A 17267-nucleotide genomic window follows, 5' to 3' on the forward strand; every position below is an offset into this window, starting at 1 on the left:
TATAATGGAAAAAGCCAGGCAGGATAAGCAGATCCACGCCAAAGCACCGATTTCCTGTGTGCATTTGCCCACCTGACCGAACATAGAAGATAATGAGGCATCTTAACCCATCGCCAGGAGCGCGCGTGACACTTCGTATTGGCCTGCCCCAGTGGGGGCATTCACACTGGAAACGCTGGGGTATCACGAGCCTGGCGGACTATGCCCGATACTTCCATTGTGTAGAGGGAAACACCACGCTTTATGCGCTGCCTGATACCGAAACGGTGATGCGCTGGCGCGATATGACGCATGATGCGTTTCGCTTCTGCTTTAAGTTTCCCAACACCATCAGCCATCAGGCGGCGCTACAGCACAGTGACGACCTGCTGACCGATTTCCTGCGCCTGATGGAGCCGCTGGCCGATCGCATCGGTCAGTACTGGCTGCAGCTGCCTGCCAGCTTCTCTCCGGCGCAGATCGCCGATCTGTGGCGCTTTCTGGATAGTTTGCCGCGTCGTTTTCACTACGGCGTCGAAGTCCGCCATCCCGCTTTCTTTGCCAAAGGTGACGCAGAGCGGGCGCTGAATCGCGGATTGCTTGAGCGCGGCATCAATCGCGTCATGCTGGACAGCCGCCCGGTTCACGCCTCCACCTCGCAAAGCCCGGCAGCGCTGGTGGCCCGTGCTCAGAAGCCTAAAGTGCCGCCTCATGCCTTACGAACCGGCTCGCAGCCAATGGTCCGTTTTATCGGCAGCGACAGTGTGGAAGAGACCGTGCCGCTATTTCAGATCTGGCGTGACAAGCTCTCGCAATGGCAGCAACAGGGCGACGCCATGTTGTTTCTGCATACGCCCGATATGGGTCAGGTGTTTCCGCTGGTGCAGGCGCTATGGCCGCAGCTGCAGCAGATCGATCCGGCTATTGGCAATGGACCCGACTGGCCGCAACAGACATCACTGTTTTGATCACTGCACAGGACAGCGTGCTGTACGCTGGATAGAATAGCTACTTTACGGATGGATACCGGAGTGACAATGATTAGCGCGTTATACGTCGTACTGGGTGCATTGCTGGTAATGAAATTTACAATGGACGTGGTGCGTTACCGCCGTTTCTATCGCGTGGCGTATGGCGATGGCGGCTATCACGACCTGAAAATGGCGATTCGCATTCACGGCAATGCCATCGAAACTATCCCGCTGGCGCTGTTGCTGCTGGTGATGATGGAGATGAATGGCGCCGATATCTGGATGGTGCATCTCACTGGCCTGCTCTTTTTCATCAGCCGGTTACTCCATGCCTGGGGTTTACGCAGCAGCGCCATGGCTGGCCGTAAATATGGCATGCTGCTGACGCTGTTTTCCCTGTGCGGCATGGTCATTTTTAATCTTATTTATCTGCCGTGGGAACTGGTGCTGACACTCCATTAAGTCGCCCTGGGTTAAGGGGTGCAGGCCGCCCCACTTTCTGCGAGAATAGCGCCCTTTCCGTCGTCTCTTCGGATTTTCGATATGTCTGACCGCGATCAACTCTTCTCAGCGCCCATTGCAAAACTGGGCGACTGGACTTTTGACGAGCGCGTAGCTGAAGTCTTTCCAGACATGATTCAGCGCTCGGTGCCGGGCTACTCCAACATCATTTCGATGATTGGCATGCTGGCAGAACGTTTTGTTACGCCCGACAGCACGGTTTATGACCTGGGCTGCTCGCTGGGCGCCGCCACCCTCTCGGTGCGCCGCAATATTCATGTCCCGGGTTGCCAGATCATCGCAGTGGATAACTCCCCGGCGATGGTGGAGCGTTGCCGTCGTCATCTGGATGCGTTTCGCGCTGATACGCCGGTGACGGTGCTGGAAGCGGATATCCGTGATATTGACATAGAAAACGCCTCGCTGGTGGTGCTTAACTTTACGCTGCAGTTTCTGGAGCCACCCGCACGTCTGGCTCTGCTGGAAAAAATCTGGCAGGGACTTAAACCCGGTGGCGCGCTGGTGCTGTCGGAGAAATTCAGTTTTGAAGATGCCGAAGTCGGTGAACTGTTGTTCAACATGCACCATGACTTCAAGCGCGCCAACGGCTACAGCGAACTGGAAATCAGCCAGAAACGTAGCATGCTGGAAAATGTGATGCTGACTGACAGCGTCGAAGCCCATAAAGCCCGCCTGAAACAGGCCGGTTTCTCGCACGCCGAACTCTGGTTCCAGTGCTTTAATTTTGGATCTCTGGTGGCGTTGAAATGATCGACTTTGGCCGTTTTTATCAGCAAATTGCCGTAGGTCCACTGGCGAAGTGGCTGGAAGTTTTACCGGCGCAAATCAGCGAGTGGCAGCGTGAAAACCTGCATGGGCACTTCCGTGACTGGTACAAGTCGCTGGAGTATCTGCCGCTGCTGGAGCCGCAAAAGCTCGACCTGCTGCATAGCGTCACCGCCGACCGCGATGACATCAGCGATCGTCATCGTCAGGGTATTGAGAAATTACTGCGTAACCTGATGCCATGGCGCAAAGGGCCCTATTTCCTCTATGGCACCCATATCAACACTGAGTGGCGTTCTGACTGGAAATGGGAGCGTGTCCTGCCGCATATATCCTCGCTGGCGGGCCGGACGGTGCTGGATGTTGGCTGTGGCAGCGGTTATCACATGTGGCGGATGATTGGTGCAGGTGCGCATCTGGTGGTCGGCATTGATCCGATGCAGCTCTTCCTGGTGCAGTTTGAAGCCGTGCGTAAGCTGCTCAACGATGATCGCCGGGCGCACATGCTGCCGCTGGGTATTGAACAGTTACCGGCGTTGCAGGCGTTTGATACTGTGTTTTCGATGGGTGTGCTCTACCATCGCCGTTCCCCGCTGGATCACCTGTTACAGCTGAAAAATCAGCTGGTGAGCGGCGGTGAACTGGTGCTGGAGACGCTGGTGATTGAGGGCGATGTGAATCAGGTGCTGGTGCCCGGTGAACGCTATGCGCAGATGCGTAACGTCTTCTTTATCCCCTCCGCCGAGGCGCTGAAAAGCTGGCTGGAGAAAAGCGGCTTTGTCGATGTACGGATTGTCGATCTCGCCCTGACCACCACCGAAGAACAACGTCGGACAGACTGGATGACCAGCGAGTCGCTGGCGGAATTCCTCGATCCCGATGATCCGAGCAAAACGGTTGAGGGCTATCCGGCTCCGCTGCGCGCCGTGCTGGTCGCCACCAAACCTTAAATCTCAGCGGCGAGACAACGCCAGTTTCGCCGCAAATCCAATAAACACGCAGCCGGTCAGGCGATCCATTACCCTTAATACCCGCAGTTTTTGCAGATGACCCGCAAAATAGTGACTGCCGCCGATTAACACAGCATTCCATATCAGCCCCAGCAGCATGTGTGCCAGCGCCATCAGCGTACACCAGAGCGCCACGGACGCCCCGGCCGGAATAAACTGTGGCAGGAAAGTGACGTAAAACACGCCCACTTTTGGATTCAGCAGATTCCCCATCAACCCCCGACTGAAGCAGGCCAGATAACCCTGCGACCTGGCAGGCTGTTCGTCCACGATGAGCGGTTGCTGACGCGGTTTAAGCAGTAGCCTGATACCGAGCCAGAGCAGCCAGGCCGCCCCCATCCACTTCAGCAGGTTGTATGCAATTTCAGAGGCCAGCAATAGCGCACCCAGCCCCAGGCCTACCGCCACTCCCCAGATCAGACAGCCCAGCGTCACGCCGAGCGCGGTGGCGCAGGCGCGCTGCCAGCCCTGCGCGATAGCGGTTCGCAGCACCAGTGCGGTGTCAAATCCGGGTGTGAGCGTCAGAATGGTTATCGCAAGCAGAAATGAAAAGAGCATTGCGCTCATCATGATTTCTCCGTTATCTCCTGGGTGTTCACGCAGCTTAACAGCTCCGGTGACCGCAATCCTTCATCAACTGTCACTCTTCCCGGATTGTGCCAGACTGGATCAGGTTGATTCATTCATATCAGGGAGTTTTGATTATGAGTAAATTTATTTTTTCCTCACCCCGTAAATATGTACAGGGCGCAGGAGTGCTGGACGAGCTGGGAACGTATCTGACTGAACTGGGCGATCAGGCTTTTCTGGTGGCTGACAACACGGTCTGGACGTTGATTGGCGAACGGACGCAACACGCCCTGGATTCCGCTGGCGTGACATTCAGCTGGCAGCAATTCAATGGCGAAGCCTCCAGTAATGAGATTTCCCGACTCAGTGCGCTCGCAAAAAGTCAGGGCTGTAATGTGATTGTCGGCCTGGGCGGGGGAAAAACGCTGGATACGGTTAAAGCGGTGGCGGATGAACTTAAACTGCCGGTGGCTATCGTGCCAACCATTGCGTCCACCGATGCGCCCTGTAGCGCCCTGTCGGTCATCTATTCTGACAGCGGTGTATTCGAGAGCTATCGCTTTTACAGCAAAAATCCAGATTTGGTGCTCGTGGACACGGCAGTCTGCGCCAGTGCGCCAGCACGGCTATTTGCATCAGGCATTGCAGATGGACTGGCGACCTGGGTTGAAGCGCAGGCCGTGGCACGTTCGCATGCGAAATCAATGGTTAACGGTGATCCGACACTTGCCGGACTGGCCATTGCCCGAGCCTGTGAAGAAACGCTTCTTACATGGGGTTACAGCGCCTATGTTGCCGTTTCCGAAAAACGGGTAACGCCAGCGGTGGAAGCGGTCGTTGAGGCCAATACGCTGCTCTCGGGACTGGGGTTTGAGAACGGTGGTCTGGCAGCCGCTCACGCGATTCATAATGGTTTTACCGCCATCGATGGCGATATCCACCATCTGACTCATGGCGAGAAAGTTGCCTATGGCACGCTGACGCAGATGGTGCTTGAGAAGCGTACGGATGAGGATATTGCGCGCTATATACGCTTTTATCGCGCTATCAATATGCCAACCACACTCCGGGAGCTGCATCTGGAAAATGAAAGCTGGGAGAATCTGGTGAAAGTGGGGGCGCTGGCAAACAGTGAGGGAGATACGCTGAAAAACCTCAACCCACACCTGTCACCCGAAGATATCGCAAATGCCCTGCTGGCACTGGATGCCTTTAGTCAGACCGTAAAATAGGTCAGGAGCGGGCGATCACCCGATCGCCTGTTACTCTTCTGCCGCAGGCTGGTTCCAGTACTCATATTTGTAGGCCGAACTGAGGTGGCGCTCGATAGTGCCACGCGTAAAGATCTCGGTCTCATGCAGATAGCTGAGTGTACAGTTGCCGACCTCATCCCATGACTGGCACTCATCAACCGACCGGATGGTGCTGAGTGGTGTGGTCTCGGTGCCGTTAAGTCGTACTTCACGCCATTGAGGATCATAGGTGTATTCGTCGGTGCCTCTTGCAGATGTGGTGCGCGTGACCAGACCTTTTGGGTTCCAGTGATAGTGAAATTCACCGTTGGTCAGCGGATCGCTGCCGCGCGCCACGCTCTTCTCCAGCCGTAGCTGGGGATCATAGCGATAGGTGATGTCGGTAAAGCCGCTTTTCCCCATGCTGGTAAATCTATCAGAGGCGCTGGTAATCGTGCCATGCCGGCCTTTCTGCCAGTTAATCGTTCCCTGTCGATTATCCACGACGACTTCCTTACCTTCTTTCAGCACTTTGACCAGATAGGCGTATTCCGCCACCCAGCCGCCCTGCACTCTGGCGATATGTTGCTCCATGCTGAGAATCACATTACGTTCGCTTTTATCGTAGCTGACGTCGGCGACGGTCAGATCGCCGCAGGCGTCAAACTGCCCCAGCACCCGCTTTTGCGAGTTCACATCTTTGCCAAACTCGCCCGCAATCACCTGCTTCACAGCGCCTTTCGCGTTTCCCCCCAGCAGAATAAGGTTATTGCTGTTTGCAACGGCCGCATTATTCGGGCTGCAGGCGCTGGCCGCTGCGCTTTCAGTCCAGGCAGTCAGCATCAGGCTTAAAACAAGAATCTGATTGCGTTTCATAGGGTAATTTCCAGGCGACGTTGCTTTCAGTGTAAACGCTGTGGTGATAAACAGCGCCAATCTTTGACGATTCCGGCCTGCAGTGCTTTAAATGATTAGAGAGGTGAAAAGGCACAAACGTCAGATATCATCTCCCCCTCACATCATGACAATGCCAGAGAACCCCGGAATAAGGTCACTGCACTTGAGAGGGCTTCAGACAAAAAGAACCCCAGCAAGAATACTGGGGTTTGGTACTTGCAAACACCACGTCAAGAATCGGCGTGCTGCGCGGCAAAATCTGTTGTGATTCAGGCGACCCGAACGGTGCTCATCTGCATCACACTTTTCATCGCCTCAACGACATCGCCGTCTACACAGTAGCGGCTGAACTCATCGCTTTCGGCTTCAGAACACATGGAGACCCCCGCTTTGCGGTAGCGCATCGGCGACACCATCAGGCGACTTGCCGAGCTGTGAACTTCATCAATCCCCATGTCGAGAAACTTTTGCAGGTTGCTGAGACGAACCCCGGCACCCGCCATAATAATAGGACCGGTGCTGGCCTCATTTAGTTCCCTGAGGAGTGCAATTCCGTTTTCAGCACTGTGTTGCTGACCGGATGTCAGAATGCGCGCCACCCCCAAATCTGTTAATTCTTCCAGCGCTCGCTTAGGGCTGTGGCACAGATCGAAGGCGCGATGGAACGTCACTGACAGGCCGTCACACAGCGCCATAATCTGCCGCATCTGACCATGATGGATATGCGCGTCCTCATCAAGCATCCCAATGACCAGCCCCGGAAAACCCAGTTCGCGTATCAACGCCACATCCGATTTCATCGCTTCAAACTCGCGCGCGGTATAACAAAAGTCACCACCCCGTGGCCGGACAATAGGATGAACCGGGATTGAAACCTCGCGCCGGGCGGCATTCAGCATTCCTGCCGATGGGGTCAGACCACCCTCACGCGGTGCGGCACAAAGTTCAACCCGATCGGCGCCCGCCTGTTGTGCGGTCACGGCGCAATCCACGCCATAGCAGCAAATTTCCAGTGTGGTCATTCTCTTCTCCTTTACATGACTCTGGTTCAAGGCAGATTCATCAGTTAGTCTGGCTGCTGATATGAGTTTACCGGGAAAGTTAACTATGGCATTCAATTTCGACCAACGGATAGACCGTCGTCACAGCGATAGCCTTAAATGGAACAAATATGCGGACCAGGACATTCTGCCGTTGTGGGTGGCAGATACCGATTTCCGATCGCCTGACTGCGTTATCGATGCGATCAAAACCCGCGCCGGGCATGGCATTTTCGGCTATGGCGATACGCCGGTAGCGTTTCTCGACAGCGCAGTTGCGTGGCTCGCCTCACGCTATCAGTGGCACGTCAATCCGGAATGGATTGTGGTTTTACCCGGCGTGGTGAGTGGACTGAATCTCGCCGTGCGTGCCTTCACTGCGTCGGACGAGCTGACGATTTCTCCCACGCCGATCTATCCACCGTTTCGCGGGGCGGCAAAACTGGCAGAGCGAGGTCAGATCAATGTGCCTGTCACGTTGCAACAGGGGCGCTGGCTGCTGGATCTGGATGCAGCCGAAGAACAGACTGGGGGTAAAGAACGGCTGTTAATGCTGTGTAACCCGCAGAATCCGGGCGGCACGGTCTATCGCCAGGACGAACTGCAGGCGCAGCTGGAATTCGCCCGGAAACACAATCTGATTGTCTGTTCCGACGAGATCCACAGCGATTTGCTACTGGAACCGGGCGTGCAGCACATTCCGTTTGCTTCGCTAAGTGAGGATGCGGCCCAGCGAAGTGTCACGCTGATGTCGCCCTCCAAGAGTTTCAATATCGCCGGTCTGGGTGCGTCCATCGCCATCATACCGAATGCTGAACTGCGCGCGCGCTTTAACCGGGTGCGACGCGGCATTGTGCCGGATGTAGATATTCTGGCCATCACCGCAGCAGCAGCAGCCTGGCGCGAAGGTGAGCCCTGGCTGAAGGCACAGAATGCTTACCTGCGCAGTAACCGGGACTGGCTGGTATCACAGGTCAATAAAATGCCGGGTCTGTCAGTTGCCACGCCGGAAGCAACCTACCTGGCCTGGATTGATGCCAGCGCGCTGGGTGTGGCCAGTCCTGCCCTCTATTTTGAGAAGCACGGACTGGGCTTAACCGCCGGACGTGAGTTCGGCAACGACCAGTTTGTCCGGCTCAATTTCGGCTGTACCCGAGCGCTACTGGACGAGGCGGTTGCCCGACTGAAACGCGCCGTGGCTGCCCGCATTTAGTGCTGCTCACTGGCGACAATTTCCTCCAGTCGCCACGGATGAAACTTGATGGTTGTCTGCCCGTCCGTCACCGCCAGGGTCGGATTAGGCAGACGCTCATTCTCGCCCTGCGGTGAGCTGGTTTTAAAGGAAATGCCGGGCTGCGTCAGTGCCTCATCAGACAATAATGCCATCGCGCGCATGCCCAGCGTTCGATGATCGCCACGTAACACCACTTCAATGTGCTCCCAGCCTTCATGGCGATAACGCTTCTCACCCGGCCACGGCAGCTCAACCACATCGATCTCTCTGCCCGCCACAACCAGTGGATCATGTAGTTTAAACAGGCAAATCTGCCGTCCGTTAATCATCGTCGCGGAAAACTGCGTACCCATCTGCTGCAGGCCTTGCTGCCAGCGGATCGCCGTCGTGTCCTGATGACAACGCACCGAAATATGGTCCACTTCAAGATCGTTAAGGCGCAAACCAAGTTGCTCCGCAAAACTTTGCAACGATTTTTCAAAACGCCTTAAATCTGTCTTTAAATCGTCCAATTCTGCCGGAAAAGATCGCTCTGACACCGTAAATCCTCTCAATTTGTTTAGCATTTATAAACAGTCTGGTTTATGGAGCGCCGCGTGCCTGACGTCACATAATGATAAGATTCATCTTATTTGGACTGAAATTTAACGCAAAACCTCATAATAACATCTTTCATTTCGGATTTATCTCCTGTTTAGGGCCATAAGTTCCTTGATGAAAGTGAGTTAACTATATGATTATAATCAACTTCTTTAATACAATAAGATAAGTCTCAATTGACTGATAAACAATTGCAGCATTCTCTGCCTTCCTATAAATTTGACCTAACACAAACAAAAGGAATGGCTATATGTCTATGCTCATCGTTGTCGCTGTACTGATCGCACTGATGGGATTCGCAATTGCGCGCCACTGGAAGGTGCTTGAAGATAAAAGCGTAAAGAACCCACGTCGTCATCTGCGACGTCGTTAACGCCTCCGGGAAACATCTTCTTCAGCTCTGTTTCCCCGCTTCATCCAACTGCTGACGCCCATCCACATTTCACGTATACTTTTCCCCTCATTTTTTTCCATTTTGTCTGCCCCATCCGTTTCTGCCCCGCCGTAACGCGATGTGCTCAGGCAAGATGATGACAGCCCGGTTTAGCAGTCCAGGGCGTTGTTCAGCTTATGAAGGTAACTCGGTGAATATTCAGGCACTTCTTTCCGCAAAAGTCAGTCAGGCAATGGTTTTAGCCGGCGCACCCGCCGATTGCGAACCACAGGTTCGTCAGTCTGCACGGGTTCAGTTTGGAGACTATCAGGCCAACGGCATTATGGCCGTGGCGAAAAAGCTGGGACAGGCACCGCGACAATTAGCGGAAGCGGTGATTCAGCACCTCGACCTGACCGGCATCGCCAGCAAGGTTGAAATTGCCGGGCCGGGTTTCATTAATATTTTCCTTGACCACAACTGGCTGGCAACACACGCCCGTCAGGCACTTAGCCTGCCGCGTCTTGGCGTGCAGCTGGCTGAGCCGCAGACCATCGTGGTCGACTATTCCGCCCCTAATGTTGCAAAAGAGATGCACGTCGGTCACGTCCGCTCCACCATCATTGGTGATGCGGCGGTGCGTACGCTGGAGTTTCTCGGCCATAACGTTATCCGCGCTAACCACGTTGGCGACTGGGGTACGCAGTTCGGCATGTTGATCGCGTTCCTTGAAAAGCAGCAGAATGAAGATCACGCAGAGATGGCGCTGGCCGACCTCGAAGGCTTCTACCGTGAAGCCAAACGCACTTATGATGAAGATCCTGAGTTTGCCGAGCGTGCGCGCAGCTATGTCGTGAAACTTCAGGGTGGCGATGAATATTGCCGCCAGATGTGGAAGAAGCTGGTCGACATCACCATGAGTCAGAACCAGAAAATCTACGACCGCATGAACGTGACGCTGACGCGCAACGATGTCATGGGTGAAAGTCTTTATAACGACATGCTGCCCGGCATTGTTTCCGACCTGAAACAGAAAGGCTTAGCGGTCGAGAGCGAAGGCGCAACCGTGGTGTTCCTGGATGAATTCCAGAACAAAGAGGGTGAGCCGATGGGCGTCATCATCCAGAAAAAGGATGGTGGCTACCTCTACACCACCACGGACATCGCCTGTGCGAAATATCGTTATGAAACGCTGAAAGCCGATCGCGTACTCTATTACATCGATTCACGTCAGCATCAGCATCTGGTGCAGGCATGGACGATTGTCCGTAAAGCGGGTTATGTGCCGGAGTCTGTGCCGCTGGAGCACCATGCATTCGGCATGATGCTGGGCAAAGATGGACGACCATTTAAAACACGTAGCGGCGGTACTATTAAACTCTCTGATCTGCTGGATGAAGCCTATCAGCGTGCCTACTCGCTGGTGCGTGAGAAGAACCCGGAGATGAGCGAAGCGGAAGTGAAAACCCTGGCGGAAGTGGTGGGGATCAGTGCTGTCAAATATGCTGATCTGTCAAAAAGCCGCACCACCGACTACATCTTCGACTGGGATAACATGCTGGCGTTTGAAGGCAATACCGCGCCTTACATGCAGTATGCCTATACCCGTGTGCTTTCCGTGTTCCGTAAAGCGGGCATTAATGCCGATTCGCTGGATGCAGAGATTGTGATCAGTGAAGAGCGCGAAGCACAGCTGGCCACGCGTTTGCTACAGTTCGAAGAGGTCATTACTCAGGTCGCTCGCGACGGCACGCCACATGTGATGTGTGCCTATCTCTACGATCTGGCCGGTCTGTTCTCCGGCTTCTACGAGCACTGCCCGATTCTCAGCGCAGAATCAGACGCAACGCGCCTGAGCCGTCTGCAGCTGGCCGCGCTGACGGCGAAGACGCTGAAGCAGGGTCTGGATACTCTGGGTATCGACACCGTCGAGCGCATGTAACCTGTAAAACGGAGAGGGATTTCCCTCTCCGTTGCTGTTCCCAGTTATCCGCTCTGAACGCCCCCCAAATTTCCGCAGCAGGATGGTGTTATGTCTGTCGCCGCGCACCTTATCAGCAGTCATCTTCCCACCATAAAGCAATTGCAGTGCTTTCTGGCTGTTGCGCACGAGCTTAATTTTCGCCGGGCCGCAGAACGTCTCAGCATGACGCAGCCGCCGCTCACCCGTCAGGTTCAAAGCCTGGAAGATCTGCTCGGTCAGCCGCTGTTCAGCCGTACGACTCATGAGGTGATGCTCACCGATGCTGGCCGTGCGCTGGTTGCAAAAGCAGAAGAGATTCTTACCGCGCTGAATAGCCTAAAGCAGCCTGCTGCCGTGCGACCACGTATCGGACTGACCCGCACGCTCAACTTTGAATTAATGGCACCGCTTAACCGGCAGCTCGCCAGTTTCCATGCCAGCGATGAAATGGAGATGCCCAGCCTGACCTCCGCTCAACTGCTGCAAAGCCTGGCCAAAAACAGCCTGGATTTAATTCTCACTGGCGAAAAAGGTCCTGAAGCGGAAACCCTGGTTCAGTACACCTGGGTTTACCGTGAACCGTTGCTGCTCGCTATGCCGTCAACGCACCCTGCCAGTCTGGCAGGAGAAAAGGTCGCACTGGAGGCGCTGGCCGACCTGCCGCTGTTCTGGTTTGCGCGCAGTGCCAATCCGCAGTTTTACGATAAATGCGAACGCTACTTTGCGACGCTCAACGTCACGTTAAAACGAATAAGAGAGCCGGATGATTCTCTGCTGATGCTGTCGCACATTGCCAGAGGCAAAGGATTCGCCCTGATGCCGCAGTCAAAATGTACCTTTAACCAGACAGGACTCTGTTATCGCCCGCTGACTGAAAGCGCGGCGCGGCAATTGACGATTGATGTTTATGCGGCCATTCGCGCCAATGAAAAAAATGCGGCAGTGCTGAATGCGCTGAGCGTGCTTTCACAGTCGGCTGATCACGACGCTCACCCGCATTCATCGGACTGAGTCGCCGCCCTCTTACGTCGCGCTGCCTGTGGCTGATGATGCGCGGTTCCGCCCGCTCCTGTGTTGTCCCCGGTCTTACCTTTCCTGATACCTTTTTTGCATGACGAAAAGAGCAATTCATTGCCTTCACGCGGGGTGAAACAATCGCCTTTCACTCACGAGGAGAAACAATGAAAAAGCGAACCTTAAGTCAGGGTCTGGATGTCAGCGCCATAGGCTATGGCGCAATGGGGCTGAGCGAATTTTACGGTCACTCCGACGACCGCCAGTCTCTCCAGCTGCTTAGCCAGCTGCGCGACCTGGATATCACCTTCATTGATACCGCCGATCTTTACGGACGTGGCCACAATGAGCAGCTGATCGGTGAGTTTCTTGCCGGGATGAGCAAGGCTGAACGCCTGACGTTCACCGTCGCCACCAAATGTGGTATCGAGCGTCCGGCAGATGAGGCTTATGCCCGTACCATTAACAATAAGCCGGACTACATTACCCGCAGCTGCCATGCCTCCCTGAAACGATTGGGCGTCGAGCGTATCGATCTCTTTTATCTGCATCGTATCAGCGCGGCAACACCGATTGAGGAGAGCATGCAGTGTCTGAGCCGTCTGGTAAAAGAGGGGAAAATTGCCCGTATTGGATTGTGTGAAGCGTCTGCTGCCACGCTCAATCGGGCGCACGCCGTCCATCCGCTGGCCGCGCTGCAGACGGAATATTCTCTGTGGACGCGTGACATTGAAGAAGACATCCTGCCAGCGGTGAAACGGCTCGGTATCGGTCTGGTGCCCTATTCCCCGCTGGGCAGAGGTTTTCTGACCGGTAAATACCGCCAGAACAGTGATTTTGCCGGGGATGATTTCCGCAAAAATAACGCGCGTTTCCAGCAGGAGAATATCGATCACAACCTGCAGCTGGTAAATGCGATTACGCCGCTGGCGGATAAATATCACGCCACCACCGGGCAGATTGCGCTGGCCTGGCTCCTGGCCCAGTATGAAAGAATTGTGCCGATACCGGGCACCAGGCAGATCGCATATCTTAATGAAAACGCGCAGGCCGCGGATATTCAGCTGGAAGAGAACGATCTCCTGTTGCTGAATGCACTTCACCGGCAAATAGAAGTTAAAGGGGGGCGTTACTCGGAAGAGGGAATGAAAGGCGTTAATGCCTGAATTCTGACCTTTGCGTCGGTGCCTGATGTATCGGCTGAGAGTCAGTGCGTTAATTGTTGCTCTGTAAACGACGTAACAGCCGATGCACATATCTGATGTGCATCGGCGTGTCCCGCGCAGGCATCAACGTTGCTGATTCATTATTCGTAATTGACCATCACTTCACTGCTGACCACCCGTAATCCGGGTGGAAGCGCCCCACTGCCCGCAAAACCAAACACCATGTGCAATGTCTCACCGGCATTCAGATGCGCCAGCCCGCGCGTGGTGCCGCTGGCACCTTCAAGCGACGTGCAACGCTGTTCGCCGCACAGCCGCACTTCCAGGCCAGAGGGCGCCGGCCTGCTCAGCTCATAACGCCAGTTAATGATGCTGACTTCCCCACCAACGCCGGCGGGTGGCGTCAGCGGCTGCGCCCGTTGCCAGCTGCCACGGTTCGCCAGTAGCGGCCCGTTAGCCGAGGCACTCCAGGCCCCTCCAGCCGCCTGAGCCATCAGTGGCATCATTAACAATGCCATGATCAGTCTGCGCATTATTTGCCTCCAATGGTGGCAGTCATACGGATCTGACGGTTATCGCTCAGCTCCAGGTTTGAGAGCACCACCAGCTGTGGCAGATTGCGGCGCAGGAATCGCGCCAGCAGCGCACGCAGTGGATGATTGACCAGCAGCACCGGCGGTGCTCCCAGCATCTCCTGGCGCTGCAATGCGGCCTGTGCCTGACTCAACAGCCGATCGGCCAGACCCGGCTCCAGTCCGCCACCACCCTGCAACGCCTGCAACAGCAGACGCTCCAGCGTTGAATCGAGCCCGATAACCTGCACTTCGTCATTACCCGGGAACCACTGTTGCGTAATCGCACGGCCCAGCGCCACACGGACCACGCTGGTCAGCTCCTGGGGATCGCTCTGCACCGGCGCGTGTTCCGCCAGCGTTTCGATGATGGTGCGCATATCGCGAATCGACACCCGCTCCACCAGCAGGTTCTGCAGCACCTTGTGCAGCGTGGTGAGTGAAATCACGCCTGGCACCAGATCTTCGGTCAGTTTCGGCATCTCCTGGGTTACGCGATCCAGCAGCTGCTGCGCTTCCTGACGGCCAAACAGTTCGCTGGCGAACTGGCCGATAAGATGGTTGAGATGGGTTGCCACAACGGTACTGGCCTCGACGACAGTAAAGCCCTGAATCTGCGCCTGCTCTTTGAGTGCGCTATCAATCCAGACCGCTGCCAGACCAAAGGCGGGATCGACGGTCGCTTCACCAGGCAGACTTCCGGCAGCCGTGCCCGGGTTAATCGCCATCCAGCGGCCAGGATAGGCATCACCGCTACCAATCTCTACCCCTTTCATCAGGATGCGATAGCGCGCAGGCGGCAGCTCCATGTTGTCACGGATATGCACCACCGGCGGCAGGAAACCAACATCCTGAGCAACTTTCTTACGAATACTGCGGATACGTCCCAGCAGCTCACCGTTTTGCTGATGATCGACCATCGGAATCAGGCGGTAGCCCACTTCCATGCCCAGGGTATCTTCCAGCTGCACATCGGTCCAGGACGCTTCGGTGGCGGCTGGCGTGTCGGCTGGTTTGTTGCTGATGCTGCCTGCAACGTCCACTTTCTTCTTCGGCTGTGCTTCGCGACCACGCAACCACCAGGCCAGACCCAGTAAGGCAGCGGTGAACAGCAGGAAAACGAAGTTAGGCATGCCAGGCACCAGACCCAGTAAGCCAATCACCCCGGCGCTGAGCATCAGTACGCGGGGATCTTTGAACAGCTGAGTGACCATCTGCTCACCGACATCCTGATCGGTGGCAACGCGCGTCACGATAACACCGGCAGCAGTGGAGATAACCAGCGCCGGGATCTGCGCGACCAGTCCATCACCGATGGTCAGCAGCGTATAGGTTTCTGCGGCATGACCCGCATCCATACCGTGCTGCACCACGCCCACCAGCAGACCGCCGATGACGTTGATGACCATGATCATGATACCGGCGATGGCATCACCACGTACGAACTTACTCGCACCGTCCATCGAACCGTAGAAGTCGGCTTCCTGGGTCACTTCTGCACGGCGGCGTTTGGCATCATCTTCACCGATCAGACCGGCGTTGAGGTCGGCATCGATTGCCATCTGCTTACCGGGCATGCCGTCCAGCACAAAGCGCGCACCCACTTCCGCGATACGACCGGCACCCTTGGTGATAACCATAAAGTTGATGATCACGAGGATGATAAACACCACGATACCGATGGCGAAGTTACCGCCCACCAGGAAGTGACCGAACGCTTCAACCACCTGTCCGGCCGCAGCGGCACCAGTGTGCCCTTCCATCAGGATGATACGGGTTGACGCAACGTTCAGCGCCAGACGCAACAATGTTGAGAAGAGCAGAATGGTCGGGAACGCCGCAAATTCCAGGGTCCGCTGGGTGAACATCGCCACCAGCAGGACCATGATCGACAGCGCAATGTTAAAGGTGAACAGCAGATCGAGGATAAACGGCGGCAATGGCAGAACCATCATCGACAGGATCATCAGGATCAGTACCGGCCCGGCCAGTACCTGCCACTGCATATCTTTAAAGCCCGGTAGACGTAGCTTTACGGCCAGGTTATTAGCCATCGTTTTTGCTCTCTCCTGCAAAGTCCATCTCTGCCGGAACCGGCAGGTCTTTTGGTTTGGTTGGAATCAGGCCGCCTTCGCGCTTCCAGCGACGCGACTGCCAGACCCACGCCAGCACCTCGGCCACGGCAGCATACAGCGCGCCAGGGATGTGCTGACCAATTTCGGTATGACGATATAACGCACGCGCCAGCGGCGGTGCTTCCAGAACCGGGATGCGGTGTTCAGCAGCCAGTTCACGAATTCTCAGGGCGATCTCGCCGGCCCCTTTCGCGACAACTTTTGGCGCACTCATCTTTTTCTCGTTGTACTGCAGGGCGACGGAGTAGTGCGTCGGGTTGGTAACGATGACATCGGCTTTTGGCACATCTGCCATCATTCTGCGTCGTGCAGCGGCGCGCATCTGCTGACGGATGCGTCCTTTAACATGCGGGTCGCCTTCCTGCTGCTTATGCTCGTCGCGAATCTCCTGCATCGACATCTTCAGCTTTTTAAAGTGGCTGTAGAGCTGCCAGAAAACGTCATAGCCCACCATCGGTATCAGCCCCAGCATCACCAGCGAGCAGCAGACCGCAATCATCTCCATGCCGTGGATGAGCGCGGTCACCGGTGCTTCGCTGATCAGCCGCAGCATCTCAGGCCAGTGACTCCAGATGTACCACCAGCCCACTGCGCCAACCAGGATAGTCTTGAGGATCCCTTTAAACAGTTCGGTCCAGGCCTGAGCGGCGAACATTCGCTTAAAGCCGGCAATCGGGTTCATCTTTTTCGGATCAAACTTGATCGATTTACCGCTGAAAACGATACCGCCCAGCAGCATAGGGGCGGCAATCGCCACCAGCACCAGACCGCCCATCAGCGGCAGCAGCGCCATCAGTGCCTGCGTGATCAGGCTGCCAATGTGGCTGACGATAATTTTGTCATCTCTGACCATGCCGTGGTCAAAACGAAGCCCGGTAGCGACCATCGCCGCCAGCCGGTGCGCCATCATGTTGCCGCCCATCCACAGGATCATGATGCCGGCCAGCAGCATCAGTACGGATGTCAGTTCGCGCGAACGCGGAATCTGGCCCTCTTCACGCGCTTTCTCAAGTCGGTGGGCCGTGGGCGATTCTGTTTTGTCCTCGTCGCTATCAGACACGACAAACCTCGGTTGGCAGGAATTCTGAGCATAGGATGCCAAATCTGGCTTAAGTCAAAGCGGAGATAAGATGGGAAAAACAGGCGTTCTTTCGGGGATGGATCTGACAATGCAGAACGGGGCCACCGGAAGGTGACCCTGTTTAATATAATATGCCGCTGTTT

General features: G+C 55.5%; 17 protein-coding genes. 10 read left to right on the forward strand and 7 right to left on the reverse strand.

Translation table 11 applies throughout. From position 1 onward, the window contains the following. Positions 1 to 125 precede the first annotated feature (125 nt). The 4 genes from AC6I77_RS11005 (at position 126) to cmoB (ending at position 3187) form a co-directional block, all read left to right on the forward strand. Positions 126 to 947, forward strand: a complete 822-nt coding sequence (locus AC6I77_RS11005) for a DUF72 domain-containing protein (protein ID WP_003849190.1) — start codon at positions 126 to 128, stop codon at positions 945 to 947. A 69-nt stretch (positions 948 to 1016) separates the two neighbouring features. Beyond that, on the forward strand, positions 1017 to 1412 hold the full coding sequence (locus AC6I77_RS11010; RefSeq protein WP_003849188.1) for an MAPEG family protein: 396 nt from the start codon (positions 1017 to 1019) through the stop codon (positions 1410 to 1412). Positions 1413 to 1493: 81 nt separating this feature from the next. After that, positions 1494 to 2222: a carboxy-S-adenosyl-L-methionine synthase CmoA gene (cmoA, locus tag AC6I77_RS11015; protein WP_003849187.1), complete on the forward strand. Its 729-nt coding sequence runs from the start codon at positions 1494 to 1496 to the stop codon at positions 2220 to 2222. Further along, positions 2219 to 3187 carry a tRNA 5-methoxyuridine(34)/uridine 5-oxyacetic acid(34) synthase CmoB gene (gene cmoB, locus AC6I77_RS11020; protein WP_497816929.1) on the forward strand — a complete coding sequence of 323 codons (969 nt, stop codon included), beginning with the start codon at positions 2219 to 2221 and terminating at the stop codon, positions 3185 to 3187. The genes cmoA and cmoB overlap by 4 nt, the downstream gene beginning before the upstream one ends. Before the next feature lie 3 nt (positions 3188 to 3190). Here the strand turns inward: cmoB and AC6I77_RS11025 are convergent, their stop codons facing one another. Further along, positions 3191 to 3814, reverse strand: a complete 624-nt coding sequence (locus AC6I77_RS11025) for a LysE family translocator (RefSeq protein WP_438477503.1) — start codon at positions 3812 to 3814, stop codon at positions 3191 to 3193. 137 nt (positions 3815 to 3951) lie between these two features. Here AC6I77_RS11025 and AC6I77_RS11030 point away from each other — a divergent pair, with 137 nt between their 5' ends. Then, entirely contained in the window at positions 3952 to 5049 is a 1098-nt protein-coding gene (locus AC6I77_RS11030) for a glycerol dehydrogenase (RefSeq protein ID WP_497816930.1), read from the forward strand. Positions 5050 to 5079: 30 nt separating this feature from the next. On the opposite strand, the gene AC6I77_RS11035 is transcribed toward AC6I77_RS11030, so the two are convergent. Together AC6I77_RS11035 and cutC are read right to left on the reverse strand one after the other, a co-directional pair. Beyond that, the gene (locus AC6I77_RS11035; protein WP_105099095.1) at positions 5080 to 5925 is read right to left on the reverse strand and encodes a hypothetical protein; all 846 of its coding nucleotides are present in this window, start codon (positions 5923 to 5925) and stop codon (positions 5080 to 5082) included. Positions 5926 to 6215: 290 nt separating this feature from the next. After that, positions 6216 to 6968 (reverse strand): copper homeostasis protein CutC, encoded by a 753-nt coding sequence (gene cutC, locus AC6I77_RS11040; protein WP_003849180.1) that lies wholly within the window; start codon positions 6966 to 6968, stop codon positions 6216 to 6218. A gap of 85 nt (positions 6969 to 7053) precedes the next feature. On the opposite strand from cutC, the gene AC6I77_RS11045 reads away from it, so the two are divergent. After that, positions 7054 to 8199, forward strand: a complete 1146-nt coding sequence (locus tag AC6I77_RS11045) for a MalY/PatB family protein (RefSeq protein ID WP_003849179.1) — start codon at positions 7054 to 7056, stop codon at positions 8197 to 8199. Here AC6I77_RS11045 and AC6I77_RS11050 read toward each other — a convergent pair. After that, on the reverse strand, positions 8196 to 8786 hold the full coding sequence (locus tag AC6I77_RS11050) for a VOC family protein (RefSeq protein ID WP_497816931.1): 591 nt from the start codon (positions 8784 to 8786) through the stop codon (positions 8196 to 8198). The two genes, AC6I77_RS11045 and AC6I77_RS11050, sit on opposite strands and share 4 nt — an antisense overlap. Positions 8787 to 9070: 284 nt before the next feature. Between AC6I77_RS11050 and AC6I77_RS11055 the strand changes: the two genes are divergently transcribed. From AC6I77_RS11055 to AC6I77_RS11070, 4 genes are all read left to right on the forward strand, one after another. After that, positions 9071 to 9193: a hypothetical protein gene (locus tag AC6I77_RS11055; RefSeq protein ID WP_003849175.1), complete on the forward strand. Its 123-nt coding sequence runs from the start codon at positions 9071 to 9073 to the stop codon at positions 9191 to 9193. Between the two features lie 211 nt (positions 9194 to 9404). After that, complete coding sequence (gene argS, locus AC6I77_RS11060) at positions 9405 to 11135, forward strand: arginine--tRNA ligase (protein ID WP_442843706.1); 1731 nt, start codon at positions 9405 to 9407, stop codon at positions 11133 to 11135. Positions 11136 to 11225: 90 nt separating this feature from the next. Then, positions 11226 to 12167 carry a LysR family transcriptional regulator gene (locus AC6I77_RS11065; RefSeq protein WP_497816932.1) on the forward strand — a complete coding sequence of 314 codons (942 nt, stop codon included), beginning with the start codon at positions 11226 to 11228 and terminating at the stop codon, positions 12165 to 12167. A gap of 170 nt (positions 12168 to 12337) precedes the next feature. After that, the gene (locus tag AC6I77_RS11070) at positions 12338 to 13336 is read left to right on the forward strand and encodes an aldo/keto reductase (RefSeq protein ID WP_497816933.1); all 999 of its coding nucleotides are present in this window, start codon (positions 12338 to 12340) and stop codon (positions 13334 to 13336) included. Positions 13337 to 13476: 140 nt separating this feature from the next. Here AC6I77_RS11070 and flhE read toward each other — a convergent pair whose 3' ends face one another. From flhE to flhB, 3 genes are read right to left on the reverse strand one after another with little or no spacing between them, the layout of a single operon-like run. Then, entirely contained in the window at positions 13477 to 13869 is a 393-nt protein-coding gene (gene flhE, locus AC6I77_RS11075; protein ID WP_105099091.1) for a flagellar protein FlhE, read from the reverse strand. After that, complete coding sequence (gene flhA, locus AC6I77_RS11080) at positions 13869 to 15962, reverse strand: flagellar biosynthesis protein FlhA (protein ID WP_003849166.1); 2094 nt, start codon at positions 15960 to 15962, stop codon at positions 13869 to 13871. Before flhA ends, flhE begins: the two co-directional genes overlap by 1 nt. Continuing rightward, entirely contained in the window at positions 15955 to 17103 is a 1149-nt protein-coding gene (gene flhB, locus AC6I77_RS11085) for a flagellar biosynthesis protein FlhB (RefSeq protein WP_003849164.1), read from the reverse strand. The genes flhA and flhB overlap by 8 nt, the downstream gene beginning before the upstream one ends. Between the last annotated feature and the right edge of the window lie 164 nt (positions 17104 to 17267).

Source organism: Pantoea sp. X-Soil-ISGK-259 (genome assembly GCF_059730705.1).

Coding starts and splice junctions, on each gene's coding strand:
- AC6I77_RS11025 (WP_438477503.1), bottom strand. CDS start 3,814: ATGAGCGCAATGCTCTTTTCATTTCTGCTTGCGATAACCATTCTGACG.
- cmoA (WP_003849187.1), top strand. CDS start 1,494: ATGTCTGACCGCGATCAACTCTTCTCAGCGCCCATTGCAAAACTGGGC.
- AC6I77_RS11065 (WP_497816932.1), top strand. CDS start 11,226: ATGTCTGTCGCCGCGCACCTTATCAGCAGTCATCTTCCCACCATAAAG.
- cutC (WP_003849180.1), bottom strand. CDS start 6,968: ATGACCACACTGGAAATTTGCTGCTATGGCGTGGATTGCGCCGTGACC.
- AC6I77_RS11070 (WP_497816933.1), top strand. CDS start 12,338: ATGAAAAAGCGAACCTTAAGTCAGGGTCTGGATGTCAGCGCCATAGGC.
- flhE (WP_105099091.1), bottom strand. CDS start 13,869: ATGCGCAGACTGATCATGGCATTGTTAATGATGCCACTGATGGCTCAG.
- AC6I77_RS11055 (WP_003849175.1), top strand. CDS start 9,071: ATGTCTATGCTCATCGTTGTCGCTGTACTGATCGCACTGATGGGATTC.
- AC6I77_RS11035 (WP_105099095.1), bottom strand. CDS start 5,925: ATGAAACGCAATCAGATTCTTGTTTTAAGCCTGATGCTGACTGCCTGG.
- AC6I77_RS11030 (WP_497816930.1), top strand. CDS start 3,952: ATGAGTAAATTTATTTTTTCCTCACCCCGTAAATATGTACAGGGCGCA.
- cmoB (WP_497816929.1), top strand. CDS start 2,219: ATGATCGACTTTGGCCGTTTTTATCAGCAAATTGCCGTAGGTCCACTG.
- AC6I77_RS11045 (WP_003849179.1), top strand. CDS start 7,054: ATGGCATTCAATTTCGACCAACGGATAGACCGTCGTCACAGCGATAGC.
- AC6I77_RS11050 (WP_497816931.1), bottom strand. CDS start 8,786: ATGCTAAACAAATTGAGAGGATTTACGGTGTCAGAGCGATCTTTTCCG.
- flhA (WP_003849166.1), bottom strand. CDS start 15,962: ATGGCTAATAACCTGGCCGTAAAGCTACGTCTACCGGGCTTTAAAGAT.
- AC6I77_RS11010 (WP_003849188.1), top strand. CDS start 1,017: ATGATTAGCGCGTTATACGTCGTACTGGGTGCATTGCTGGTAATGAAA.